Here is a 24,433-nt window from a genome sequence, read left to right on the forward strand (position 1 = left end):
CCTACGCTTGCTACGGTTTGTGGGAATGCCTCGCCCCATCCAACCCAATGCAGGGTGCAAGGCATCATGCACGCGCCCACTCTCTGGCCGGGCGCGAGGTTCGTGTTTGGGGTAGGATGGGTTTTAACCCATCGCCCGCCGGCGGATTTACGAATGATGGGTGTGAGCACTCATCCCACGCTTGTGCGCGGGTTTTGGGGGAGCAGTGGTGGGTTGGAAACCCACCCTACAGCTTGCTACGAGATGTGACTACGAACCACGGTCAAAAGCAAATCAAAATTTGGCAATAGAAACATTATGTAACCGATTGTAGCTAATGCCAAAGCAGCTAGAAGGGAAATTTTATTCCTTGCAGAGTATTCGTAATACCTATCGATCAAAATAGATCTCAATAAGTCTTCGTGTTTGGCCTTCGCAGTGGAAAAATCGACATTACTTCTGCTTCGTTTTTTCTGAGCAGGGCTTAGTTCGCTAGTTTTCCCACTTTGCTCCCATCGGGCGTCCTCTACAAACGCTTCCCAATCGTCGGTATAGTATTTTCCGTACAGGGTTCGATGCGTGTTGTATGTTATATCACCGTGTAGTTCGTTGAAATCATAGAAAGTAAATTCACGCAGACCGTGTATGACCCAGCTTGATAGGTCTGGCCCTAACCTTATCGAATTCGGGCGGCGCCAGAGGAATAAAAGCCGGCTCAAGGAGATAAGGATTAACCCAAAGTAGATAAGAGATAGTTTTTGTCTAGTATCCAGTCCAAAAACAGATGTGAAGTTGTTCGTAATTCCTTCGAATCCAAACCCATTGTGAATAAGTATGTCGTTTAGGTACAGTAGGTATCCAGCGGCAGAAGCCAAGATAGACGCCTTCGACAGTTTGTTATCGAAAATCCAGAAGTAATCTTTCCAAGAAAAGTTGTATATTCTCCAATACAGCCAAGGCCATTTTTTGCTGAGTGCAACAGGATTCTCTAAAAACTTCAGTTTTTGGGAAATGGAGAATTTCTTCACTCCTCAAACATCCAACTCCTCCACAAACCGCGCGTTTTCCTGAATGTACTGGAACCGCAGTTCGGGCTTTTTCCCCATCAGCCGCTCGACCAGATCGCCGGTCTCGCCGGGTTCGTCCTCGTCTATCGTCACCCGGATCAGCTTGCGCGAGGCGGGGTCCATCGTGGTCTCTTTCAGGTCCTTGGCGTCCATCTCGCCCAGACCCTTGAAGCGCGAGACGTCGATCTTGCCCTTGCCGCCCAGACCTTTCTCAAGCCACTCGTCCCGTTCCATCTCGTCCAGGCAATAGACGCGCTTGGCGCCTTGGGTCAGGCGGTAGAGCGGCGGGCAGGCCAGGTACAGGTGGCCCGCGTCGATCATCGGGCGCATCTGGGTGAAGAAGAACGTCATCAGCAGCGAGGCGATATGCGCCCCGTCCACATCCGCGTCGGTCATGATGATGATCTTGTCATACCGCAGATCGTCGATGTTGAACTTGGTGCCAAGGCCGACCCCCAGCGCTTGCGTCAGGTCGTTGATCTCGGCGTTCGAGCCCAGTTTCGAACTTGCCGCCCCCAGCACGTTCAGGATCTTGCCCCGCAGCGGCAGCAGCGCCTGCGTCTTGCGGTTGCGCGCCATCTTGGCCGAGCCGCCCGCGCTGTCGCCCTCGACAATGAACAGCTCAGTGCCGTCGCGGTTGGTGGCGGAACAGTCCACCAGCTTGCCGGGCAGGCGCAGTTTCTTGGTGGCGCTTTTGCGGGCGGTTTCCTTTTCCTGACGCCGCCGCAGCCGTTCTTCGGCGCGCAGCACGAGGAAATCCAGGATCGCTCCGGCCGACTTGGTATCCGCCGCCAGCCAGTTGTCGAAATGGTCGCGGACCGAGTTCTCGACCAGCCGCTGTGCCTCGACCGTGGCCAGCCGGTCCTTGGTCTGGCCGACGAATTCCGGCTCGCGAATAAAGCACGACACCAGCGCGCAGCCCCCGGTGATCAGGTCGTCGCGGGTGATCTGGCCCGCCTTTTTGTTGTTGGTCAGTTCCCCATACGCCTTGATCCCCTTGAGGATCGCCGCCCAGAACCCGGCCACATGGGTGCCGCCCTCGGGCGTGGGCACGGTGTTACAGTAAGACTGGATGAACCCGTCGCGCGAGGGCGTCCAGTTGATCGCCCATTCCACCTTGCCGGGGGTGCCGAATTTCTCCTGAAAGTCCACGGTGCCGGCAAAGGGCTGCTCGGCATAGGTGGACGAGCCGTTCATCGTCTCCTTGAGGTAATCGGAAAGGCCGCCGGGGAAGTGAAAGCTGGCCTCGGTCGGGGTCTCGCCATCGTCGATGGCCGATTTCCAGCGGATCTCGACGCCCGAGAACAGGTAGGCCTTGGAGCGGATCGACTTGAACAGGCGTGCGGGCTTGAACCGGTGATGGCCGAAGATTTCCGCATCGGCGTGGAAGGTGACAGTGGTGCCGCGCCGGTTGGGCGCCGCGCCGACCTTTTCGACCGGTCCCAGCGGCACACCGCGCGAGAAGCGCTGTTCAAACAGCTGCTTGTCGCGGGCCACCTGCACCACCATGGAATCCGACAGCGCGTTGACCACCGAGGCACCGACGCCATGCAGACCACCCGAGGTCTGATACGCCTTGCCCGAGAACTTGCCGCCCGCATGCAGGGTGCACAGGATGACCTCCAAAGCGGATTTGTCCGGAAACTTCGGGTGCGGGTCGATCGGGATGCCGCGTCCGTTGTCGCGCACGGTCAGGGCGTAATCCTCGTGTAGTTCCACCTCGATCCGGTTGGCGTGCCCCGCCACCGCCTCGTCCATCGAGTTGTCGAGGATCTCGGCGACCAAGTGGTGCAGCGCGCGTTCATCGGTGCCGCCGATATACATGCCGGGGCGTTTGCGCACGGGCTCCAGCCCCTCAAGCACCTCGATCGAGGAGGCGTCATAGGTGGTGGTCGCGCTCGGCGTCAAAAAATCTTCGGGCATGGCTGCTGCTCTTGTTCTTGGGTTTTCGCCATTATGGCAGGGGATGTGGTTCGGGGGAAGGGGGACGCGAGGTGTTGTGGATAATCCGGGGGCTGGGCAGCGCCTCAGGCGGGCGAGTGTCCCTGAGATCCAAACTCCAGCCAAGCCCGATCCTTTGGACTCAGATGCGCGTCCATGATTTCGTCATATGCCGACAGCTCCTTGTCCGTCAGCTTGCCCACCCATTTGCCGCTGGTGCCGCTATGGAAGAACTCGGAGTCGGACTTCATGAACCCCTTGCCGCCGGACGGGGCATAGCGCTCGGCCCTCGCCTTCATGTTGTCGAAGGTGGCCGTCTGTACCAGCCGATCCAGAACATGCGGAGGATGCGATATGCCGAGCAAAGCGGCCAGCTTGTCAAACGTGCCCGCCAGATCGCGCGTCATATCCGCATAGTGGAAAAGCGAGACATTGGGGCGGTTTGCGAGGGCGGTTGCGGCCTCATAGTGCCGAAGGATATGCGCAAGGGGCATGGCATCGCCGTCGAACCCCTCGGCGCCGCCGTCCAGAAAGCGGCGGAAGGTGATGCCGTCGGCATCGTCCTCGGGATACCAGGTATCGAAAAATGACATCGGGATGTTGCGCACGTGTTTGCGGTACGAGAAATGCGCATCGAGCGGGTGGCGAAACACGCAGATATAATGCGCCCGGTCATGCAGCGGCAGCCCGTCCATCGGCGTGTGGCTTTTCATACTGCGCCGGGTGGTCATTGCCGCCAGCCGCTCGGCCACCTCGGGCATCTCACGGAGGCGGATATCGACCCACGGCATTTTCACGGACAGCTCCGTTTCGACCTCGGGATCGCCGGAAAACAGAAGCGCCACGATGGTCTGCATCCAGGTGGTTCCGCATTTGGGGGGCGTGACGACAATGACGTCGTCGGGCCGGATATCCACCGAATCCCAACGCCTGTTATCCGTCAGAGGGCCAAGGTAGAGTTTGCGGACGGTCAATCTGACGTCTCCTGTGCGCGGGTCCTGGTCAGGAAAGGTCCGGTACGGGGGAAACGCAACAGAAAAGACTGGTTGGCCGCCGCCCGCAGCAGCTTTTTGCAGTCTTTCGCGGCCGGCCAGGGAGTGTTCCGCGTTGTGCGCGGCCCCGCCATTCAACGATGTGCCCGGAATTGAAGCGGGGCCGTCGATTGTGCCTCGAAGCCGGTCCCGAACCTCTCTAAGCTGCGGCTGATGCAGGGCAGACAGAAAGGGAGGGGGCTGCATGAGCTGGATCAGGACGGTGCCGTTCGAGGACGCCACAGGCAAGCTGAGGAAGCTGTATGAGCGGGTGACCGGGCCCGGCAACAATGTGGACAACATCATGATGGCGCATTCCCTGCGCCCGCATTCGATGGAAGGCCACATGGCGCTCTACAAGAACGTCCTGCATCACACCGGGAACCGCATCCCGAAGTGGTTCCTCGAGGTGCTGGGGGTCTGGGTCAGTTCGCTGAACGGCTGCGCCTATTGTGTCGAGCATCACTTTCAGGGCGTGCAGCGGTTGCTTGAGGACGAGGCGCGAGGTGATGCGATCCGGGCCGCCATCGAGGCGCGGCAGCCGGATCTGGCCCCGCTGGAGCCCGCGCAGGTCGCGGCCATGAGCTATGCCCGCAAGCTGACCGAGGATCCGGCGGCGATGGTCGAGGCGGATGTGCAGGCGCTGCGGCAGGCCGGATGGGATGACGGCGAAATCCTCGAGATCAATCAGGTCTGTGCCTATTTTTCCTATGCCAACCGGACGGTGTTGGGGCTGGGGTGTTCGACCGAGGGGGATGTGCTGGGGTTGTCTCCGAACAACTCGGAGAACCCGGACGATTGGGGACATCGGTAGCGGCAGGAGCGAGGGGCCAGCCCCTCGCGCTCCCCGGGATATTTGTGAACAGAAGAAGGGGTGAAGTCAGCGTTTAAGGAGAGAGGTCGGATCAGGTATCCGACGTCCAATCCAGGATGGCTTGGGCCACCTCCCGCGGTTTCTGGTGGTGCAACCAGTGGTCGGTGCCGGGAATGGTGACGCGGGTGAGGTCGGGCGCGAACTCTTCCAGCCCCTCGGTGGCCTCGGGCAGCAGCGCTTTGTCTTCGGGACCCCAGATCAGCAGATGCGAGCAGGGCACACGTAGCCTGTCGCGCGGCAGTTCGGGCATGTCGGTGCGCGGCTTGCCGGGGCTGGCGAGTATCAGCGGTGAGGCGCGGTACCAGTTCAGCATGGTGTCCAGGCGCCCCGGACGGGCCCATTCGGTCCGGTAGTCCTCCAGTCGCTGCGGCGACATCCAATCCTGCCCCAAGTCGTGACGGAAGAATTTCTCGAGCTTTTCAAAATTGTTCGCGGACAAGCGCGCCGCCGCCTCGGGATCGCGCAGATAGCCGATATACTGCGAGGCCCGTGTCTGCGCCCCTCCGGCGGCCAGGGCGCGCTGGAACGGAACCGGGTGCACGCCGTTGGCGATGATCAGGCGGGACACCAGATGCGGCTGGAACATGGCCAGCCCATAAGCCACCGCCGCGCCCCAGTCATGGCCCAGCACCGTCAGCGGCGCGTCCAGTTGCCCGATCAGCGTGGCCATGTCGCGCACCAGTTCGGACGCCGTATAGTTTCTGACCCCCTCGGGCGCCCAGCTTTGCCCGTATCCGCGCTGATCGGGGGCGACGCAGTGGAAGCGATGCGCGAGATGCGGCGCCAGATCGGACCAGGCACCGCCATATTCCGGAAAGCCATGCAGCATCAGCAACGGCGGCAGCGCCGGATCTCCCCAGCGGCGCAGAAAGAAGTCATGGCCGTTCAGCGTGGCGGTTCCGGTGATCATGGCGCGTCCTCCCGCTGCCCACTCTGCCCCGGTGGCGGGCGCCGGTCCAGACACGCCGGAACGTCACGTCAGGTCCACCGTTATGCGACATTTTGTTGACACGGATCAACGCGTGCCGAGATCCGTTCTGCTAGCCCATGCGCGACATCCAGAACAGGAGAAGGAACGCATGGAGACAGTCACCCGGACCGACGCGAAAAAAGTGAAACCTAATGGCGCCGACACCACGCCACCACACGCTGCCGAGCCTACGGCGGACAAAGTCCGCGATGCCTTTGAAAGCGGAAAATACCCCTACAAGGTCAAGATGGCCCGAAAGGAGTATGAGAAGGAAAAGGCGAAACTGCAGGCCGAGCTGCTCAAGGTGCAGCACTGGGCGCAGGAAACCGGTGAGCGCTTTGTGATGCTCTTCGAGGGGCGCGACGCCGCCGGCAAGGGCGGCACCATCAAGCGCTTCATGGAACACCTGAACCCCCGTCAGGCCCGGGTGGTGGCGCTGAACAAGCCCACTTGGGAGGAGAAGGGGCAATGGTATTACCAGCGCTATGTGCAGGAACTGCCGACCCTGGGCGAAATGGTGTTCTACGACCGCTCCTGGTATAACCGTGCCGGTGTCGAGCGGGTGATGGGCTTTTGCACGCCCAATGAATACCTGGAATTCATGCGCCAGACGCCCGAACTTGAGCGGATGCTGGTGCGCTCTGGCGTCAGGCTTTATAAATACTGGTTCTCGGTCACCCGGGATGAACAGCTCCGCCGGTTCAAATCGCGTGAGACCGACCCGTTGAAACAGTGGAAGCTGTCGCCGATCGACAAGGCGAGCCTCGACAAATGGGACGACTATACCGAGGCGAAAGAGGCGATGTTCTTTTACACCGACACCGCCGACGCGCCCTGGACCATCGTCAAGTCGAACGACAAGAAACGTGCGCGCCTGAATTGCATGCGGCATTTCCTGTCGACGGTCGATTATCCCGACAAGGACATGGATTTGGTGGGCGAGCCCGATCCGCTGATCGTCGGGCAGGCGCATCACGTGATCCATCGCTCGGAACATATCCTCGGCACCGCACTGCATCCCGAGGCAAGGGTTAAGTAGTAGCAGGTCCTGTGCCGGACCGGCGCCTCGGCGCGTCTTTCCCGCGCCGGGGCAGAGCCGTAGAGCGGCACTGTTTCAGGTGACGGTGAGAACGACACTCACCGCCGAACGCTCGGCGGGGCCATGATAGACGGCCTCGATATTGTTGCCGTCCGGATCAAGCGCGTAGGCCGCGAAATAGCCCGGATGGTAGGGGCGTTCCCCCGGCCCTCCGTTATCGGTGCCGCCATGTGCAAGGGCGGCCCGGTGAAAGGCGTGGACCTGGTCCTGATCCTCTGCCTGAAAGGCAAGGTGAATGCGGCTGGGCGTTTCCCCGGACTGTGAGACGAACAGCTCATCGGCAATGAAGAACTCTTCGGTCACCAGCGTCAGGTCCCGGCCCAGCGATTTCAGAACGCCTTCGTAGAACCTTTGGCTGATTTGCAGGTCCCTGACCCGAAGATGGATGTGATCAACCAACCGGCCTTTGTGAAACTCCATGATGGCTCCTTTGTGACAGTTGGGTATGGCTCAAAGGGGTGCTGCATTCGACAAAATCCATATCTCGACCAGACTGAGGCCCACAAGCACGCAGACCAATGCCCATAGTATCAGGCGCCCGCGCAATGGCATCTCGGGCCTGGCAAACAAGAGCGTCAGCGCAAGCATCGTGGCGCCGCAAAGGTTGATGGCAACCGCGCCGGGCAGGGACAGGCCGCCCGCGCCCGTCAGCCCGGGATAGGCTTCGAACAGCAGGGCGAGGCCGATGCCAAACAGAACGGCACCCAATATCCTGGCGTAAAACGCGGGCACAGCCTCGGGCAGCCCGAGGGCACGGATGAGCCACAGCGGAAACGGCATGAGAACAAGACCAAGGCCGAGATTTATTCCGGCATCGATAAGAAGCAGTATCGTTTCCACGGTCATCCTCCCGGGTCCGGACACTTAAGCATACCGTGCGCAGATCCGCGTGAGAGTATGCGCCGCTGCGGCCATCCACTGACCTGCCGGCCCGGAACCGAGAGCGCGGCCCTTTGTCGGGGCCTTTTGTAGAAAATCCGCTCTGGCCACTCAGCGGCTGGGCACTAAAGAAACTCCCGCAGCTTGTCGTAAAGCGGAAGAAGTTTTTGATAAGTCCCGCTCAGCGCCGCCAGCGGGGAGGAGAAGTCACCCTCGGGCAGGTCGCGCCAGACCGTCAAGGCCTTGCGCCGCAACAGCTCGCCGCGCGGATGGTCCTTGTCAAACGGCGCCGGAACGCGCTTCAGGTCCGGCTCCCCGATCCGCATTCCGTCCGCGCGCAGCCCATCCAGCACCTGCTCCAATTCAGCGCCCAGCGGGCCGTCCATCGCGTTGCGCCAATCGGTCACGACCGCCTTGTCGAACCCCATCACACCGCCGCCGATGCTGACGTAATCCGGCGCGACGCCGAAGAAGAACCCGGGCGCCTGGCGGCCCCCGCCGGGCAGGGTCCAGAGCATGTGCAGATGAGTGTTATACGGCGTCTTGTCCTTGGAGAACCGCACGTCCCGGTGCGGGCGGAACAGCTTGGTCCCGGCGCCCCCAATCTGGGCCGCGAACTGCTCCAGCAACAGCGTGGCCGGTCCCTTCAACTCGGCCTCGTACCGCGCCTTGTGATCGTTGAACCAGTCGCGACTGTTATTGGCGGCAAGCTCGGCCAGATAGGCGCGGGCTTCGGGGATGAGCGATGCGAACGGATCGGACATGAGCGGCCTCCTGTTGGTCGGCGCAGTCTATCAGTGAAGTCTCGGTTTGAAATATCTTATCGGGGCTCTTGTGGAATCCCTGCGGGCTGATAAGCGTGACGGCATGTCCCAAGTCATGACATATCGCGGCCATTTCCGGGCGATTTCCGTGCTGGGCCTGCCACTGATCGGCGGGCATCTGGCGCAGTACGCCATCGGGCTGACCGATACCGTCATGCTGGGCTGGTACGGGGTCGAGGCGCTGGCGGCGGTGACGCTGGCCAACAGCTATTACTTTGTCCTGTTCCTGTTCGGCGCCGGGTTCGGCTGGGCGGTGATGCCGATGGTCGCGGCGGCAGCCGCCGAAGAGGATGAGACCAGCATCCGCCGCGCAACCCGGATGGGCCTTTGGCTGTCACTGCTCTATGCCGCGGTGATGATGCCCTTGCTCTGGTGGTCCTATCCGATCCTGATCGCATTGAAGCAGGAGCCCGAGGTGGCCCAGACGGCGGCGGTTTACCTGCGGGTTGCGGGCTGGGGGCTGTTCCCGGCGCTTTTGGTGATGGTGCTGAAATCCTATCTGGCCGCGCTGGAGCGCACGCAGATCGTGCTTTGGATCACGGTGGTAGCCGCGGTCGTCAACGCTGTGACCAATTATGCGCTGATCTTCGGCAACTGGGGCGCGCCGGAACTGGGCGTGGTCGGCGCCGCGATCGCTTCGGTCGTGACACAACTTGTGTCGCTGATTGCCGTCATTGTTTACGCGGTCAAAGTGCTGCCCGAACACAACCTGTTCCAGCGGTTCTGGCGCCCCGACTGGGAGATGTTTGCGCGCGTCTGGAAACTGGGCGTTCCGATTGGGCTGACCACCCTCGCCGAGGTCAGCCTGTTTGCCACATCCGCCTTCATGATGGGGTGGCTGGGGCAGGTGCCGCTGGCGGCGCACGGGATCGCGCTCAACCTGGCCTCGGCCACGTTCATGGTGCATCTGGGCCTGTCGAACGCAGCCACCGTGCGGGCCGGCAACGCCTTTGGCCGGCAGGATCGCAACCATCTGGAACGGGGGGCCGTTGCCGTGACGCTGATGTCGCTGATCATGTCCGCCCTGACCATCATTCTGTTCCTGACCTGCGCCGAGCCGCTGATCTCTTTGTTCATGGAGCCGGACGATCCGCAGCGACCGGATATTCTGGCCATCGGAGTTGGCCTGCTGGCGATGGCGGCACTGTTCCAACTGGTCGATGGTGCGCAGGTGATCGCATTGGGGCTGCTGCGGGGCCTGCAGGATGCCAAGGTTCCCATGATCATGGCCGCGCTCAGCTATTGGGTCGTGGGTATCCCGGCCTCGTATTACTTTGGCTTCGTTCAGCACATGGACGGCATCGGCGTCTGGATGGGGCTGGTTCTGGGGCTGGCCTGCGCCGCTGTCATGCTGATGGCGCGGTTCTGGATGCGTTCGGTCAAGGAGATCGGCGTCGCCGCCGAGTAGGTCTCAGCCGCCCAGCGTCTCCAGCAACCGGCAATAGGCCGTCTGCCCGCGCCGGAAATTGGCCAGCCGAAAGAACTCGTTCGGCGCGTGCAGGTTCTCGTCGCCGACGCTGAAGCTGAACATCACCCCGTGCACGCCCAACTCGCGCAGAAACAGCGTCATGATCGGGATCGAGCCGCCGACACGGGTGACATAGGGCGCCTCGCCATAGACCTCGCGCAGCACCTCTCCGGCTGCCTGCGTCGCATTGTGGCCACGCGGAACCAGGAACGGGTCGGCATCGCCCGCCAGATGCTCGATGCGGGCGGTGACGCCGGGGGGCAGATGGCGCTCGACATGGGCGCGGATCAACTCGGTAATCCGTTCGGGTTTCTGGTTCGCAACCAGACGGCAGGTGATCTTGGCGCTGGCGCGGGCGGGCAGGACCGTCTTGCTGCCATCGCCCTGATAGCCGCCGGTCAGCCCGTTCAACTCCAGCGTCGGTCGCCCCCATATCCGCTCGCGGATGGTATAGCCTTCCTCTCCGAACGCCTCCGGCACGCCCAGTCTGGCGCAATAGGCGGCCTCGTCAAACGGCACGCGCGCGATCTGTTCCTTGTCCTCGACGGTCAGGTCCACCACGTCGTCGTAAAACCCGTCGATAGTGATGCGCCCCGACTGCGCATCCTTCATCGAGGCCAGCACTTGGCTGAGCGCCATCAGCGGGTTGTTGATCCCGCCGCCATGCAGGCCCGAATGCTGATCTGCGGCAGGCCCCTCCACGATCACCTCGACCCCCACCAGCCCCTTGAGGCCCATGATCAGCTGCGCCTCATCCGCGCTCCATTGCAGCCCGTCGGCGGAAAAGATCATGTCGCAGGCGAGACGTTCGCACTGGGCGGCGATGAACGGGGGCATGTCGGGCGAGCCGATCTCTTCCTGCCCTTCGAAGATGAACTTGACGTTGACCGGCAGCTGCCCGCCCGCCTGCAACAGCGCCTCGACCGACAGGATCGGGATGAACATGCCGCCCTTGTCGTCCGAGGCCCCCCGGCCAAACACACAGCCCTGCCGGATTTCGGGCTGAAACGGCGGGCTGTCCCACAGCTCGAACGGATCGGCGGGTTGCACGTCGAAATGGCCGTAGATCAGCACCGTGGGCTTGTCCGGCCCGGCATGCAGCCAGTCGCCATAGACCGCAGGATGCCCCGTCGTGGGCAGCACCGCGACATGCTCCATCCCCGCTCCGCGCAACCGGTCCGCCACCCAGTCTGCCGCTCGCTTAACATCCTGCATGTGCCCGGGCATGGCCGAGACCGAGGGGATGCGGACAAACTCAAGCAACTCCGCCTCGAACCGGGATTGGTGTTGGTCCAGATAATCCTGCCAGCCGCTCATACCGCCCTCCGTCGCTCTCATATCCTGCCGGATACGGGGGCACAGTGCGCTGAAACGGTCAGCCAGACAAGCTGTCGGGGTCAGTCCTTGCCGACCTTGCCCATCAGCCGGTCGGACTTCTTGCGCACCAGCACCGAGCGCAAATCATGCATCGCCAGCAACAGGGCGTCCGTCACCTCGTCAAGCTGGGCATCGGTGGCCTTGGACTGCGCCCAGTGGGCGGTGGTGTTGAGGTAATCCACCGCGCGGTAAATGTCGTCGATATCGCGCTGTGCCAGCAGTTCGGTCCGCTCTGCCATCCAGCGCGCGATCTCGTCTTTGTCCTCGGGCGACAGCGTGCGCCCGCCATGCGGTTTGATATCCCCGTTGCGGATATTGACCACCGCAATCTGGTCCATCTCGATCCGGCGTTGGCGGTTTTCCGTTTCGACACGGAACACAAAGGCGCCGTTGTCGCGAACCCGGAAATAGTAGCGTGGCAACTCTGCGGTCATCGTATCCCCTCGTCACACCAGCGACGCGCAAAACCGCTGAATGCGCGTGCAGGCCTCTTTCAGCGCCTCATCCGAGGTGGCATAGCTGACCCGGAAATTCGGCGACAGCCCGAAAGCGGCCCCGAACACCACCGCGACATCGGCCTCCTCCAATAGGGCGGTGGCGAATGCCTCGTCACTGTCGATGACCGTGCCTGCGGGCGTGGTCTTGCCGATCAGACCGGCGATCGAGGGATAGACATAGAACGCGCCCTCGGGTGTGGGGCAGCTGATCCCATCGATCTCATTCAGCATCTTCACCACAAGATCGCGCCGCCGCACGAAAATCTCGTTGTTGGGCGCAAGGAACTCCTGCGTGCCGTTCAGCGCCTCGACCGCCGCCCACTGGCTGATCGAGCAGGGGTTCGAGGTGCTCTGCGACTGGATCTTGCGCATCGCCGCGATCACTTCGATAGGACCGGCGGCATAGCCGATGCGCCAGCCGGTCATCGCGTAAGCCTTGGAGACACCGTTGCAAGTGAGCGTGCGCTCATAAAGCTGCGGTTCCACCTGCGCAGGGGTGCAGAACGCGAACCCGTCATAGGCCAGGTGTTCATACATGTCGTCGGTCATTACCCAGACATGGCTGTGGCGCAACAGGACGTCGGTCAGTTCTTTCAACTCCTCCCGGCTGTAGCCAGCCCCGGTGGGGTTTGACGGCGAGTTGAAGATGAGCCATTTGGTCTTGGGCGTGATCGCCGCCTCAAGCTGATCCGCGGTCAGCTTGAAATTGGTCTGGATCGAGGTTTCCGTGATCACCGGCGTGCCACCCGCCAACAGCACCATGTCCGGGTAGCTGACCCAGTAGGGCGCGGGTATGACCACCTCGTCGCCCTCGTTCAGCGTCGCCATCAGCGCGTTGTAGAGCGTCTGCTTGCCGCCGGTTCCGACGGAGACCTGCGCGGGCGTGTATTCCAGGCCATGATCGCGTTGCATCTTGGCGCAGACCGCCTGTTTCAGCTCTGGGATACCGTCCGGAGCCGTGTACTTGGTCTTGCCCGCCGCAATCGCCGCCACCGCCGCATCCTTGATATTCTGCGGCGTGTCGAAATCCGGCTCGCCCGCGCTCAGGCCGATCACATCGCGACCGGCGGCTTTCAGCTCAGCGGCTTTGGCCGTCATCGCAATGGTGGGCGAGGGTTTGACGCGCGACAGTGTCGCAGACAGGAAACTCATGGGCGGCCTCGGTTTGTATGTTCAGCCCGTCTGTCATAGGGTGCGCCCGAATGACGATCAAGCTGTATGAAATGACGGATGAGGGCACCCCGATGAGCGATGACAACGACTGGTACGGTCCCGATGCGGCGACCTTCGGCGACCGGGTGGCGGGCGCGCGTGAGGCGGCGGGAATGTCCCAGTCCGAGATGGCGCGCAGGCTGGGGGTCAAAAAGTCCACCGTAGCGGCATGGGAACAGGACCTGTCCGAACCGCGCGCCAACCGGCTTTCGATGATGGCGGGCATGCTCAACGTCTCGATCATGTGGTTGCTGACCGGCGAGGGCGAGGGCATGGACGCTCCGGCGGATATCGATGAGGGCGACGCCGATCTGGCTGCCATGGCGGCCGAACTGCGCGCGATCCGGGGCGAGATGCGCACCACCGCCGAGCGCGCGGCGCGGCTGGAAAAGCGCCTGCGCCAACTGGTCGGAGCCGACCATTGAGCGAACCGCGCGAACACCGGATCAAGCGGATGAAGATGCGCTCGATGCGGCGCGGTATCAAAGAGATGGATCTGATCCTGTCCGCCTATGCCGACCGGAACCTCGACGGGATGGATGCGGCGGGGCTCGACCTTTACGACTCGCTGCTGCACGAGAACGATCAGGACCTCTATCAATGGGTCACCGGGCAGGCCGACGTGCCCGACGCCTATGGCGCCCTGATTTCCGATATCGCGCAAACGTTTCAAAAATAAGACAGATTTGGATTTAACCGATTCTTCGGCATTTCCCCGCATCGTGTGCTTAAAGCACGAGCGAGTCGGAGAGTTGGATGAGTATCGAGACGCAGATTGCCACCGGCAACAAGGGGTTCATGACCAGTTATCTGGAGTCGCTGGCCCTGGTCGAGCGGCTGCACCGGTTGCTGCTGGACGTCATCAAGGATGAGTTCGAGCGGGTGGGCGAGTTGGAGATCAACGCGGTGCAGGCCCTGCTGCTGTTCAATATCGGCGATAACGAGGTGACGGCGGGCGAGTTGAAAAGCCGCGGCTACTATCAGGGCAGCAATGTCAGCTACAACCTCAAGAAGCTGGTCGAGATGGGGTACATGCACCACCAGCGCTGCGAGATTGACCGCCGCTCGGTCCGGGTGCGGCTGACCCAGCGGGGGCGTGAAATCCGCGATATCGTCGCCGACCTGTTCTCGCGCCACGCCGAGGGGTTGCAGGCCAAGGGCGTGCTGGGGGCTGAGGGCATCGAAGAGATCACCAGCGCCTTGCGCCGGGTCGAACGCTACTGGACCGATCAGATCCGCTATATCTATTGAGAGCTTGGGACTGGGGCGGGCAGGGCGGACAGCACCAGCCCCTCCAACTCGCGCCGCAGTTTCCGAACCATCGCGGCCTCGTAATCCTCGAACCCCAGGGCGACTTCGACAAAGGCATCCGGCCCCAGAATGACCCAGGCCTTGTAATAGGCCGACAGCTCTCCGATCTGCATCTGGCGCTTGTCGCCGCCATGCGGATCGTCGGCGCCGATGACCAGACCGTTGATGGTGACCCCCGAAGGTTCCAGCACCTTGCGGATGTCGCGCGGATGCGGACCCATGTTGTGTTTCCCGTCCCCCGACAGATCCAGCGTGCGCTTCCAGCACCCCGATTGCCGCGCCAGCAGATCGGCGCCATAGAGCATCGCCGCCCCGACTGCGGTGCCGTTCGGCGCCGGTTGCCGCGCAGTGGCCCCCAGATCCGCCGCGATTCCGGCAAGGGTCGCGGCGTCGCGTATCTCGGTCCAGTCCAGCAGCAGACGGTGATAGCCCGGCTCGCTCCATTCAAAAACCGCCAGCCGCACCGGCACCCCAGGTGTGCCCAGCAGCGCCCGCTCCACATCGGGATGACGCAGGGCATTGGCCAGCCCGCCGATCTGCAAACGGTATTCGGTACTGTCGACCGAGCCCGACACGTCCAGCCCCAGCGCCAGCGCCTGCCGGCACTGCGCCGAAAGCGGTGAGGCAAGAAGGCAGCACAACAGGGCGAGGGCCCGGATCATTTCCGGTCCCTGTCCACCGCGCCAATCACCATATTGGACAGCTCCCGCTCCAGCTTGCGCCGCATCGCGCGCTCGTAATCCTCGAACCCCTGCGCGATTTCCAGAAACGCGCCGGGGCCGCGCAACACTTCGGAGCGGTAAAACGGGATCAGCCCGGTCTCGGCCTCGAAATCGGCACCGTTGATGACCAGCCCGTTCACCACGACGCCCTCGAATGGAAAATGCGCATAGGCCAGATGCGGCGCATAGCCGTCATTATTCTCACCGTCGCCCGCCACATCAATGGTCCGGGCAAGGCACGGAGGCGCGCGGCGCAACAGTTGCGAGCCATAGGCCAGCGCATGCCCCAGCGCGGTGGGCGACTCGGTCTGTGACCGGGGTGCGCGGGCAACAACCGCCGAGGCCGCATAGAGATCCGCCGGGCTGCGGATCAGCTGCCAGTCCACGAGAACTTCCTGATTGAACCGCCCGCTCCATTCGTACACCGCCAGCGCCACCGGCATGGGCGAGGCAAAAAACGCCCGTTCGACCTCGGGCGCGATCAGCGCGGCGGCCATCCCGCCGCGCTGCAGATCGTGCTCGGCGGCGTCGACCGAGCTTGACACATCCATGGCCAAAGCCAGGGCCAGGCGACACTGGGCCGCCCCGGCCGGGCCGGCCGCCAGGGCCAGCGTCAGGGCTATTAGCCCCCGGATCACCAGTGGCCTGTGCTTTCCATGCTGGACCAGGGCTCGGCCGGGGCCAGCGCCTCGCCATTCTGCAGCAACTCGACCGAGACATTGTCCGGCGAGCGCACAAAGGCCATCCGCCCGTCGCGCGGCGGCCGGTTGATGGTCACTCCATTGTCCTGCAGGTGCTGGCACGTCGCGTAGATGTCATCGACCCCATAGGCGAGATGCCCGAAATGGCGGCTGTCGCTGGGCAGCTCGTCATCGCCATCCCAGTTATAGGTCAGCTCGATGGGCGCCTCTTCCTGCCCCGGGGGCGCCAGGAACACCAGCGTGAACCGGCCCTGTTCGCTTTCATAACGCCGGGTCTCTTTCAGCCCCAGCAACTCATAGAAAGCCATGGATTTCTCCAGATCCTTCACGCGGACCATGGTGTGCAGGTATTTCAGCGCCATCTTGTGCCATCCTTCGTGGTATTTCGCTGGCACGAAGCTTAGCGCGCCCCGCGCCGGTGTCGAGGGGCGCAGGCCCGGAAACCGGGGCAGGGCACGCGACCCCAGATAATCTGCATCAATACCTTATGTCGCGGTTCCGGTTCCCGTTTTGCAGAGATATAGTGGTACCCGACTCATTTCCGGAAAGGAGCCCCCATGCCGCTTTCGCCTGAGCAACTGGCCGAGATCGAGGCGCAGCGCGCGCAATCGCAGCAGACACGCCGCGTGGTCGCCCCGGGGATGGAGGATCATCTTTATACCGCCCATCCGGTGCTGGATCACGGCTTTGTCCGGGTGATCGACTATATGGGCGACGATGCCGCGATCTGTCAGGCGGCGCGGGTGTCCTACGGCAAGGGCACCAAATCGGTGCAGAATGACGAGGGGCTGATCCGCTACCTCATGCGCCACTGGCACTCGACCCCGTTCGAGATGTGCGAGATCAAGCTGCATGTGAAACTGCCGGTTTTCGTGGCCCGCCAGTGGATCCGCCACCGCACCGCCAACGTGAACGAATACTCCGCCCGCTATTCGATCCTCGACCGCGAATTCTATATCCCTGCGCCCGAACATGTCGCCGCGCAGTCCGAGATCAACAATCAGGGCCGCGGTTCCGCGCTGGAGGGGGCCGAGGCCGCGCGCGTGCTGGAGATGCTCAAGGCCGACAGCGCCCGCTGTTACGACAATTACGAGGCGATGATCAGCCAGGATGGCCAGCAGGGGCTGGCACGGGAACTGGCGCGGATGAACCTGCCCGCCAATGTCTACACCCAATGGTACTGGAAGGTGGACCTGCACAACCTGTTCCACTTCCTGCGGCTGCGCGCCGATGCTCATGCGCAATACGAGATTCGCGTCTATGCCGAAGCGATGTGCGCCATCGTTGCCGACTGGGTGCCCTTCGCCTACCGGGCGTTCGAGGATTACCGGCTGGGCGCGGTCAACCTGTCGGCGCAGATGGTCGAAATCCTGCGCCGGATGCTCAAGGGTGAGGATGTGACACAGGAAAACTCGGGCCTTTCGGCACGGGAATGGCGTGAGTTCGAGGCGGTCATTCGGGAAGGCTGAGCGCGACCCTCCGGGCTGCAATGCGGCCGGACAGGGGGATCACGCCAGCGAAACGGTCAACGGCCAAGCCCAGGCCGCCGACCTTTTTTGGATAGTCCCGTCGTGAATACGGAAAACGAATTACAAAGGTTTCAATTCTCCGGCCATCTGGCGGCCGTCGCGTCCATCCTGAAGTTCATAGGAAACCTTCTGGTTGTCGGCGAGCCCGGTCAGTCCGGAACGCTCTACGGCCGAGATATGAACAAACACATCTTTGCCACCTTCGTCGGGCGCAATAAAACCATAACCCTTGGTCGTATTGAACCATTTCACGGTGCCGGTTGGCATGTCCCGTGTCTCCTTCTACTTGCACGTGGCCCACAGGATTTGTGGGGTAGTAAATGACGATGCCAACTCCCAAAGGCGGACAGGTATTGGTCCCGGACCGGTTTCAAGCGCAGGTTTCGCCTGCCTCACAATTACACGCTAAAGCAAAAAATCAAGGACAAGGCGGTGGGATATCGCGCATTGTCCACAAAATGAGCAAAATGGGAGAGGGATAATCCATGCGGCTTTTTGGCCTGAAATCCTGCGACACCTGCCGTAAGGCGCTGAAATTATTGCCGGACGCGCAGTTTGTCGACGTGCGCTCGGACGGATTGCCACAAGATGTGATGGCGCGGGCCTTGACGCGGTTCGGCGAGACCTTGCTCAACACCCGCTCAACGACATGGCGCGGATTGGACGAGACCGAGCGTACCCGCGCCCCGGCCGACCTGCTGGCCGACCACCCGGCCCTGATGAAGCGCCCGCTGATCGAACGGGACGGAGAGCTCTACCTTGGGTGGAACGAGGAAACGCGCACAGCCCTTGGCGCCGGCTGATCGCGCCCTTATCTGCACTCTCACGGTAACGGAGAAAGAGTATGCGCAACGCGGCATTGGTACTGGGGGTGATCGCCGGTCTGATCGGAATGATCGTCGGATTTTTCGGCTTCGGCTATATCGAGGCCATCGAGCATTTCGGTGAGATCGAGGGCATCGCCGAACAGGTCGAGAATGCGGATCTGATACAGGTGATGTCGATTGTGGCGCCGATGCTGGCCATCGCCGGGGGCGCCATGGCACGGGCGAGGGCGCTGTGGGGCGGTCTCCTGCTGCTCGCGTCGGCGGCGGGGATGTATTATGCCTTCGGCTTCAATGTCTTCACCATGTTCCCGGTCGCGTTTGCCGGTGTTGCCGGGGTGCTGGCCATCGCGGCGGGTAAGCCGGATGAACCCAAGGCGCATTTCTGAATCAAAAACACCGGCCCTTGCAGGCCGGTGTCCAACACATTCACGGGGGTTGAGGTCAGGCCATCGCCGGTTCCGCCCGGCGCCGCAACAGCGCATCCACCGACAGAACCCCGGCCCCCTTGACCACGATGAAGGTCAGCAGGAACACCCAGAACAGCCGCTGATCCATGATCACGCCGCTGGCCTGATTGTCGAACCACGCGCCCAGCGTTGCCAGATCGGTGGCGCCATGCCCGTAAACGTCGGTCAGCGACTGCACCACCACAAAGCCGATCATCCCCAGCGCCGCCAGACGGGTGGCCAGCCCGATCACGATCAGCAGCGGCAGGATGAACTCGGCATAGGTGCCCGCCATCACGACCGCCCAGTGAAACAGGCCAAACTGCGAGGTGTCATAACCCACGGCTTCAAGCTGTTTCGGGAAGATCTGCGAATAGGCGCCGATCGAAGGGTTGAAAATGCCCAAGATCCCTTCGCCGAGCTTGGTCTTCCCGGAATTCCAGTAGTAGATCAGCAGAACCGCTGCAAAGGTGAAACGCGCGAATAGCGGCAGCAACCAGTCCCCGGCCTTTTCGACAAGATCGAAGATTTTGTTGTGAATCGAGACTAGTGCGTGCATGGCCTCATCCTTTGTTGGTGGTGAGTGAAGTGATGGCGTTGCCCTGCAAGAGCAGGGCCAGCGTGGCGCCCAGATCGAAATCCGGAACTTTGGCGAGCGCGGTTTCATGGGCTTCGCCGATGGTCTGTCCGGCGCGCAGGGCGTCGATCCAGTCGGCCCCGCCTGCGGGCAGCAGATGGGGGGCGGGATCGAACTCGGCCCGGGTGATCAGAACGTCCTGAGCCCCGGCCTGCGGTTTCGGCGCACCCTCCTCGGTGTTGAAGCGCCAGATCGCATAGACCGGCCAGGGGGAACGCAAGATCTCCATCGCCGGGGCAAATCCCAACCGAGCGCCCATCAGCTCCTCGGGGTCGATGGCCAGCGCATCGGGCGCGATCGGAGCGCTGTCGGCCGCATGGTAGGACCGGCGCAGTGCCAGTTCCAGCCGCGCCACATCCGGAAGATACCCCAGATGGGCCAATTGCTCCATGCCCGCCAGAAACTCGGGAAACGCGTCGCCGTAAAACATCATCAGCGGCGACGAGGGCGGGTGCTGGCGCAGGAAGATGCCGGACAGCCCGTCCATGTTCTGCGGCCCCAGCAGCTTGGTGATGACCGGAAACGCCTGATGCATCGCTTCGGTCAGCGAGACGGCGACGTTGTTGCGGTAGACGCTGAACCGGCGGCCGGCGGGGCGGTCATACGCATCGCTCAGGCCCTGTGGCACTGGCTGTGTGGCGTCCAGAAGGGCGCTGCGGAACATGTCCTGCGACACGCTCATGCCGGGATACGCTCCAGCGCGGTCTGGGCGCGCACCGCCTCGTCGCGCAGGATCGGCCAGTCCGGCACATCCGTGTCCCATTCGATCAGGACCGGCTTGGGGCCCGAGCGGTCCAGCACGTAATCCAGCAGGGCCCAGACCGGGTCCACAACCTCGCGCCCATGGCTGTCGATCAGCAGCGGACGGCCGTGGTCGTCCTCATCCTCGTCATGCCCGCCCAGATGGATTTCCCCCACCTTCTCAAGCGGATAGGCGTCGATATAGCCTTGCGGCGAGTAATCGAGATTGGTGGCCGAGACAAAGACGTTGTTCACATCCAGCAGCAGCCCACAGCCGGTGCGCCGCGCAATTTCGCGCAGGAAATCGGGCTCGGCCCAGGTGCTTTCGTCAAAGGCCAGATAGCTCGACGGGTTTTCCAGCAGCATCTGCCGCCCGACCACCTCCTGCACCTGATCGATATGTTCGCACACGCGGTTCAGCGTGGCGTCGGTATAAGGCAGGGGCAGCAGGTCGTTCAGGAAATGGCTGTCATGAGTGGACCAGGCCAGATGCTCGGAAAAGCTGGCCGGATCGAGCCAGCCTACCAGATGCTTCAGCCGGGCCAGATGATCGGGGTCCAGCGGGCCTTCGCCGCCAATGGACAGGCCAACGCCATGGACCGAGATCGGAAACTGTTCGGAAAGGTGGCGCAGCTGCGCCAGCGGGCGGCCCCCATCGCCCATGTAGTTTTCGGCGTGAATTTCCAGCCATTCCACCGGGGCGGCCGCGTCGAGGATCTGGGCAAAATGCTGGGGCTTGTAGCCGACGCCCGGCGCTGCGGGCAGGCGGTTCGACCTGTTCGCGCTATCCAACATCACCCTGTCTCCTGCGGAAAATGAAATTGGGGGCAGGCCATCCAACAGGCCCGCCCCCGGTCATTTACGTCCGGATTATGCCGGCAGGTCGCGTTCCAGCGCCTCGAGCGAGCCCTTGCGGTCCGTGCCGTCTGCCTGAGCCGGAAGTTCGATGGATTCGCAAGTGCCTGCATCCACCAGGGTCCAGGCGTTGCCCTGATAATCGACGGTCGAGGTGCCCGCGCAGGTGGTGCCGGGGCCGGCGGCGCAGTCGTTCTGACCGGCCAGCGACACGCCATAGCACTTTTCTTTGGCCTGTGCGCTTGCGGTGGTGGCGGCGCCGGTCATGGCTGCTGCGACGGCACTGGCGATGACCAGGGTTTTTGCGGTATTCGACATCTCGGAAATCCTCTTGATGACTGCGTATGTCTGTTGCTTACGAACTCAAAGGTAGCGACTTGGACGCCGCAGTTGAATTCACGAGCCCGTGTCTCACAAGCCCGTCAGGCTTTGTCATGGCCCGGGCCTGGTTAACAAACTGTTTTTCAAGTGAAAATATTGAAATGTTACAATCCGGCCCACGGTTTGGGGCCGGATTGCAGGTAAATTTCCGCCGAATGTTACAGCAGATCGGGCGGGGTCGCGGCCCGGGCCAGCTCTTTTGTTACATCCGCCAGCGGCTGCACGCTGGTCTGCTTTTCGCCCAGGCGGCGGACGCTGACGGTGCGCTCTTCAACCTCGCGGTGGCCGACGGCCAGAATCACCGGCACCTTGCCCACCGAATGCTCGCGGACCTTGTAGTTGATCTTTTCGTTGCGGATGTCGGCCTCGACCCGGATACCGGCGGCGCGCAGGGTTTTGACGACCTCCTGCACATAGTCATCCGCCTCAGACGTGATCGAGGCGACGACCACCTGACGCGGTGCCAGCCAGAACGGCAGCTTGCCCGCATGGTTCTCGATCAGGATGCCAATGAACCGCTCGAACGAGCCCAGGCAGGCCCGGTGCAGCATGTAGGGACGGTGCTTGGCGCCATCCTCGCCGATATAGGTCGCGCCCAGCCGTTCCGGCAGGTTCGGGTCCACCTGGAAGGTGCCGCACTGCCATTCCCGACCAATGGCGTCGGTCAGCTTGAAATCCAGCTTGGGGCCATAAAACGCACCTTCGCCGGGATCGAGCGTATAGGAATGCCCGGTGGCCTTGATCGCCTTTTCCAGCGCGCTTTCCACGTGATCCCAGCTTTCCTCGGACCCCACGCGCTTTTCCGGGCGGGTGGCGAACATGATCTCGAATTTCTCGAACCCGAGATCCTTGTAGACCGACGAGAGGTATTCCAGGAACGCCGCGCATTCAGCCTCGATCTGGTCCTCGGTGCAGAAGATGTGACCATCATCCTGCGTGAACCCGCGCACCCGCATGATCCCGTGCAGCGCGCCCGAGGGTTCATAGCGCGAGCACGAGCCGAACTCAGCCAGCCGCAGCGGCAGCTCGCGATAGCTTTTGAGCCCCTGATTGAACACCTGCACATGGCAGGGGCAGTTCATCGGCTTGAGCGCGTTGATTGCCTTTTCGCGCGCGTGCTCCTCGTCCACTTCGACGATGAACATATGCTCCTGATACTTGTCCCAGTGGCCCGAGGCCTCCCACAGCTTGCGGTCCACCACCTGAGGCGTATTGACCTCCTTGTAGCCGGCGGCCCGCTGTTTGCGGCGCATGTAGTCCTGCAGCGTGGTGTAGATGGTCCAGCCATTGGGATGCCAGAACACCTGGCCGGGGGCCTCTTCCTGCATGTGGAACAGGTTCATTTCCTTGCCCAGCTTGCGGTGGTCGCGCTTGGCGGCCTCTTCCAGCATGTGCAGATGCGCCTTGAGCTTTTCCTTGCCGGTAAAGGCACAGCCATAGATACGCTGCAGCATCGGGCGGTTGCTGTCGCCGCGCCAATAGGCGCCCGCGATGGACATCAGCTTGAACGCGTCGCCCGGCACCTGACCGGTATGCTGCAGGTGCGGGCCGCGGCACAGATCCTGCCAGTCGCCATGCCAATACATGCGCAGCGGCTCGTCGCCGGGAATGGCGTCGATCAGCTCGACCTTGTAGGGCTCGTTGTTCTCGGTGTAGAAATCGACCGCGCGGCTCCGGTCCCAGACCTCGGTGGTCACGGGCTCGCGCTTGTTGATGATTTCCTTCATCTTCTTTTCGATCAGCCCGAGGTCTTCGGGCGTGAACGGCTCGGCCCGGTCGAAATCGTAGTACCAACCGTTTTCGATGACGGGGCCAATTGTGACCTGGGTATCTGGCCAGATCTCCTGCACCGCGCGCGCCATGATATGGGCCAGATCGTGACGGATCAGCTCATTGGCCTGCGCCTCGTCCTTCATGGTGTGGATGGCGATATCGGCGTCGGCTTCGATGCGCCATTGCAGGTCCCAGTGCTGGCCGTTGACCGTGGCCGAGATGGCCTTTTTCGCCAGCGAGGTCGAGATGTCGGATGCCACCTGCGCAGGGGTTACGCCCGCGTCATAGGATCGTGCATTGCCATCGGGAAAGGTAAGGGAGACGGATTGTGAGTCTGTTTGTAGCGCGGTGGCCATATCGGCACTCCTCGTCGGTTTGGCGCCCACTGAACGCCCGGTTGCGGGTTATGATGTCCGGCCCATGTGGCAGGAGGGTGCGCGCGTGTCAAGGGGCGGAGCGAGGGGCCAGCCCCTCGCGCTCCCCGGAGTATTTTGGAAAAGATGAAGCAAGGATGGGGGGAATTGCACTTGGGGGCGGGGCGTGCATGATGCTGGAAAAGCAAAGAGGATTTCATGGCAGCGACGGATTTTCTGGAGACGCCGCAAGGGCGGCGGCTGGCCTATCACCGGAGTGAGGGGGCAGGGCCCACCATCGTTTTTCTGGGCGGGCTCAAGTCGGATATGGAGGGCACCAAGGCGGTGCATCTGGAAGCCTGGGCGCAGGCGCGCGGGCAGGGCTATCTGCGGTTCGACTATTCCGGGCATGGCGAGAGTTCGGGCACTTTTGCAGAGGGCTGTATCGGCGACTGGCATGAGGATACCGTGGCCGCTGTCTCGGCCCTGACCGAGGGGCCGCTGATCGTCGTGGGGTCCTCCATGGGCGGTTGGCAGGCGCTGTTGCTGGCACGCGCGGTGCCGGACCGGATCGCCGGCGTGGTCACCATCGCTGCCGCGCCGGATTTCACCGAGGATGGCTATTGGGCCTCATTCAGCGACGACCAGAAGGCGGCACTGGAAGAGGTGGGCCACGTGGAACTGCCCTCGGACTACATGGAGCCCTATATCGTCACCAAGCGGATGATCGAGGACGGGCGGCGGCGGCTGGTCCTGCGGCAGTCGTTGAACCTGCCGTTCCCCGTGCGCTGCCTGCAAGGTACCGCCGATACCGCCGTCTCGACCGAAACCGCCCTGCGGCTGGTGGACCATGCCACCTGCGACGACATGCGCCTGCTCCTGGTCAAGGATGCCGACCACCGCTTTTCCGACGGGCCCTGCCTCGGCCTGATCGAACAG

The 24,433-nt window shown here is 62.4% G+C and carries 29 protein-coding genes; 10 read left to right on the forward strand and 19 right to left on the reverse strand.

The annotated features are described in order from the left end of the window. Positions 1–236: 236 nt before the first annotated feature. From AB3N21_RS03530 to AB3N21_RS03540, 3 genes are all read right to left on the reverse strand, one after another. The gene (locus tag AB3N21_RS03530; RefSeq protein ID WP_367933891.1) at positions 237–1,007 is read right to left on the reverse strand and encodes a hypothetical protein; all 771 of its coding nucleotides are present in this window, start codon (positions 1,005–1,007) and stop codon (positions 237–239) included. 3 nt (positions 1,008–1,010) lie between these two features. Then, entirely contained in the window at positions 1,011–2,969 is a 1,959-nt protein-coding gene (parE, locus tag AB3N21_RS03535; RefSeq protein ID WP_367933892.1) for a DNA topoisomerase IV subunit B, read from the reverse strand. Positions 2,970–3,073: 104 nt separating this feature from the next. Further along, complete coding sequence (locus AB3N21_RS03540) at positions 3,074–3,961, reverse strand: sulfotransferase domain-containing protein (protein WP_367933893.1); 888 nt, start codon at positions 3,959–3,961, stop codon at positions 3,074–3,076. A gap of 262 nt (positions 3,962–4,223) precedes the next feature. Here AB3N21_RS03540 and AB3N21_RS03545 point away from each other — a divergent pair, with 262 nt between their 5' ends. Further along, positions 4,224–4,832 (forward strand): carboxymuconolactone decarboxylase family protein, encoded by a 609-nt coding sequence (locus AB3N21_RS03545; protein WP_367933894.1) that lies wholly within the window; start codon positions 4,224–4,226, stop codon positions 4,830–4,832. A gap of 91 nt (positions 4,833–4,923) precedes the next feature. Here the strand turns inward: AB3N21_RS03545 and AB3N21_RS03550 are convergent, their stop codons facing one another. Continuing rightward, on the reverse strand, positions 4,924–5,802 hold the full coding sequence (locus tag AB3N21_RS03550) for an alpha/beta fold hydrolase (protein WP_367933895.1): 879 nt from the start codon (positions 5,800–5,802) through the stop codon (positions 4,924–4,926). A 169-nt stretch (positions 5,803–5,971) separates the two neighbouring features. Here AB3N21_RS03550 and ppk2 point away from each other — a divergent pair, with 169 nt between their 5' ends. After that, positions 5,972–6,901: a polyphosphate kinase 2 gene (gene ppk2 / locus AB3N21_RS03555; RefSeq protein ID WP_367933896.1), complete on the forward strand. Its 930-nt coding sequence runs from the start codon at positions 5,972–5,974 to the stop codon at positions 6,899–6,901. A 75-nt stretch (positions 6,902–6,976) separates the two neighbouring features. Here ppk2 and AB3N21_RS03560 read toward each other — a convergent pair whose 3' ends face one another. From AB3N21_RS03560 to AB3N21_RS03570, 3 genes are all read right to left on the reverse strand, one after another. Beyond that, on the reverse strand, positions 6,977–7,381 hold the full coding sequence (locus tag AB3N21_RS03560) for a VOC family protein (protein WP_367933897.1): 405 nt from the start codon (positions 7,379–7,381) through the stop codon (positions 6,977–6,979). Positions 7,382–7,411: 30 nt separating this feature from the next. Continuing rightward, positions 7,412–7,801, reverse strand: a complete 390-nt coding sequence (locus tag AB3N21_RS03565) for a hypothetical protein (RefSeq protein WP_367933898.1) — start codon at positions 7,799–7,801, stop codon at positions 7,412–7,414. Positions 7,802–7,965: 164 nt separating this feature from the next. After that, entirely contained in the window at positions 7,966–8,604 is a 639-nt protein-coding gene (locus AB3N21_RS03570; protein ID WP_367933899.1) for a TIGR02453 family protein, read from the reverse strand. Positions 8,605–8,707: 103 nt separating this feature from the next. Here AB3N21_RS03570 and AB3N21_RS03575 point away from each other — a divergent pair, with 103 nt between their 5' ends. Next, positions 8,708–10,072 (forward strand): MATE family efflux transporter, encoded by a 1,365-nt coding sequence (locus AB3N21_RS03575; RefSeq protein WP_367933900.1) that lies wholly within the window; start codon positions 8,708–8,710, stop codon positions 10,070–10,072. Between the two features lie 3 nt (positions 10,073–10,075). Here AB3N21_RS03575 and AB3N21_RS03580 read toward each other — a convergent pair whose 3' ends face one another. The 3 genes from AB3N21_RS03580 to AB3N21_RS03590 form a co-directional block, all read right to left on the reverse strand. Then, the gene (locus AB3N21_RS03580) at positions 10,076–11,449 is read right to left on the reverse strand and encodes a dipeptidase (protein WP_367933901.1); all 1,374 of its coding nucleotides are present in this window, start codon (positions 11,447–11,449) and stop codon (positions 10,076–10,078) included. A gap of 80 nt (positions 11,450–11,529) precedes the next feature. Beyond that, positions 11,530–11,943: a hypothetical protein gene (locus AB3N21_RS03585; RefSeq protein WP_367933902.1), complete on the reverse strand. Its 414-nt coding sequence runs from the start codon at positions 11,941–11,943 to the stop codon at positions 11,530–11,532. 12 nt (positions 11,944–11,955) lie between these two features. After that, complete coding sequence (locus AB3N21_RS03590) at positions 11,956–13,158, reverse strand: pyridoxal phosphate-dependent aminotransferase (protein WP_367933903.1); 1,203 nt, start codon at positions 13,156–13,158, stop codon at positions 11,956–11,958. 92 nt (positions 13,159–13,250) lie between these two features. Here AB3N21_RS03590 and AB3N21_RS03595 point away from each other — a divergent pair, with 92 nt between their 5' ends. The 3 genes from AB3N21_RS03595 (at position 13,251) to AB3N21_RS03605 (ending at position 14,469) form a co-directional block, all read left to right on the forward strand. Beyond that, entirely contained in the window at positions 13,251–13,643 is a 393-nt protein-coding gene (locus AB3N21_RS03595) for a helix-turn-helix transcriptional regulator (protein WP_171178519.1), read from the forward strand. Beyond that, a complete protein-coding gene (locus tag AB3N21_RS03600) occupies positions 13,640–13,897 on the forward strand; it encodes a succinate dehydrogenase assembly factor 2 (RefSeq protein WP_367933904.1) in 258 nt (85 codons plus the stop codon). Before AB3N21_RS03595 ends, AB3N21_RS03600 begins: the two co-directional genes overlap by 4 nt. A 77-nt stretch (positions 13,898–13,974) precedes the next feature. Further along, on the forward strand, positions 13,975–14,469 hold the full coding sequence (locus AB3N21_RS03605; RefSeq protein WP_171178480.1) for a MarR family winged helix-turn-helix transcriptional regulator: 495 nt from the start codon (positions 13,975–13,977) through the stop codon (positions 14,467–14,469). Here AB3N21_RS03605 and AB3N21_RS03610 read toward each other — a convergent pair. The 3 genes from AB3N21_RS03610 to AB3N21_RS03620 are packed head-to-tail and all read right to left on the reverse strand — an operon-like array spanning position 14,463 to position 16,314. Beyond that, complete coding sequence (locus AB3N21_RS03610; protein ID WP_367933905.1) at positions 14,463–15,191, reverse strand: DUF1194 domain-containing protein; 729 nt, start codon at positions 15,189–15,191, stop codon at positions 14,463–14,465. The two genes, AB3N21_RS03605 and AB3N21_RS03610, sit on opposite strands and share 7 nt — an antisense overlap. After that, positions 15,188–15,889: a DUF1194 domain-containing protein gene (locus AB3N21_RS03615; protein ID WP_367933906.1), complete on the reverse strand. Its 702-nt coding sequence runs from the start codon at positions 15,887–15,889 to the stop codon at positions 15,188–15,190. The genes AB3N21_RS03610 and AB3N21_RS03615 overlap by 4 nt, the downstream gene beginning before the upstream one ends. Beyond that, complete coding sequence (locus AB3N21_RS03620; protein ID WP_171178474.1) at positions 15,886–16,314, reverse strand: VOC family protein; 429 nt, start codon at positions 16,312–16,314, stop codon at positions 15,886–15,888. The genes AB3N21_RS03615 and AB3N21_RS03620 overlap by 4 nt, the downstream gene beginning before the upstream one ends. Positions 16,315–16,509: 195 nt before the next feature. Between AB3N21_RS03620 and thyX the strand changes: the two genes are divergently transcribed. Continuing rightward, positions 16,510–17,421 carry an FAD-dependent thymidylate synthase gene (gene thyX / locus AB3N21_RS03625; protein WP_367933907.1) on the forward strand — a complete coding sequence of 304 codons (912 nt, stop codon included), beginning with the start codon at positions 16,510–16,512 and terminating at the stop codon, positions 17,419–17,421. 120 nt (positions 17,422–17,541) lie between these two features. Here thyX and AB3N21_RS03630 read toward each other — a convergent pair whose 3' ends face one another. Beyond that, positions 17,542–17,748, reverse strand: coding sequence for a cold-shock protein (locus tag AB3N21_RS03630; RefSeq protein WP_171178471.1), 207 nt, complete (start codon positions 17,746–17,748; stop codon positions 17,542–17,544). A gap of 218 nt (positions 17,749–17,966) precedes the next feature. Here AB3N21_RS03630 and AB3N21_RS03635 point away from each other — a divergent pair, with 218 nt between their 5' ends. Together AB3N21_RS03635 and AB3N21_RS03640 are read left to right on the forward strand one after the other, a co-directional pair. Then, positions 17,967–18,284, forward strand: a complete 318-nt coding sequence (locus AB3N21_RS03635) for an ArsC/Spx/MgsR family protein (RefSeq protein ID WP_367933908.1) — start codon at positions 17,967–17,969, stop codon at positions 18,282–18,284. A gap of 41 nt (positions 18,285–18,325) precedes the next feature. Further along, on the forward strand, positions 18,326–18,694 hold the full coding sequence (locus tag AB3N21_RS03640; RefSeq protein WP_367933909.1) for a hypothetical protein: 369 nt from the start codon (positions 18,326–18,328) through the stop codon (positions 18,692–18,694). A gap of 55 nt (positions 18,695–18,749) precedes the next feature. Here AB3N21_RS03640 and AB3N21_RS03645 read toward each other — a convergent pair whose 3' ends face one another. From AB3N21_RS03645 to thrS, 5 genes are all read right to left on the reverse strand, one after another. Beyond that, positions 18,750–19,313 carry a DoxX family protein gene (locus tag AB3N21_RS03645; protein WP_171178466.1) on the reverse strand — a complete coding sequence of 188 codons (564 nt, stop codon included), beginning with the start codon at positions 19,311–19,313 and terminating at the stop codon, positions 18,750–18,752. Between the two features lie 4 nt (positions 19,314–19,317). Then, the gene (locus AB3N21_RS03650) at positions 19,318–20,073 is read right to left on the reverse strand and encodes a putative DNA-binding domain-containing protein (RefSeq protein ID WP_367933910.1); all 756 of its coding nucleotides are present in this window, start codon (positions 20,071–20,073) and stop codon (positions 19,318–19,320) included. Continuing rightward, the gene (locus AB3N21_RS03655; RefSeq protein ID WP_367933911.1) at positions 20,070–20,927 is read right to left on the reverse strand and encodes a DUF692 family multinuclear iron-containing protein; all 858 of its coding nucleotides are present in this window, start codon (positions 20,925–20,927) and stop codon (positions 20,070–20,072) included. The genes AB3N21_RS03650 and AB3N21_RS03655 overlap by 4 nt, the downstream gene beginning before the upstream one ends. A 75-nt stretch (positions 20,928–21,002) precedes the next feature. After that, positions 21,003–21,305 carry a DUF2282 domain-containing protein gene (locus AB3N21_RS03660; RefSeq protein WP_171178459.1) on the reverse strand — a complete coding sequence of 101 codons (303 nt, stop codon included), beginning with the start codon at positions 21,303–21,305 and terminating at the stop codon, positions 21,003–21,005. A gap of 221 nt (positions 21,306–21,526) precedes the next feature. Next, entirely contained in the window at positions 21,527–23,497 is a 1,971-nt protein-coding gene (thrS, locus tag AB3N21_RS03665) for a threonine--tRNA ligase (RefSeq protein ID WP_367933912.1), read from the reverse strand. A gap of 216 nt (positions 23,498–23,713) precedes the next feature. On the opposite strand from thrS, the gene AB3N21_RS03670 reads away from it, so the two are divergent. Continuing rightward, positions 23,714–24,433: alpha/beta fold hydrolase (locus tag AB3N21_RS03670; RefSeq protein WP_367933913.1), on the forward strand; the 720-nt coding region annotated here is incomplete at its 3' end.

The sequence above is a fragment of the Ruegeria sp. genome (assembly GCF_040830605.1).
GTDB lineage: Bacteria > Pseudomonadota > Alphaproteobacteria > Rhodobacterales > Rhodobacteraceae > Ruegeria.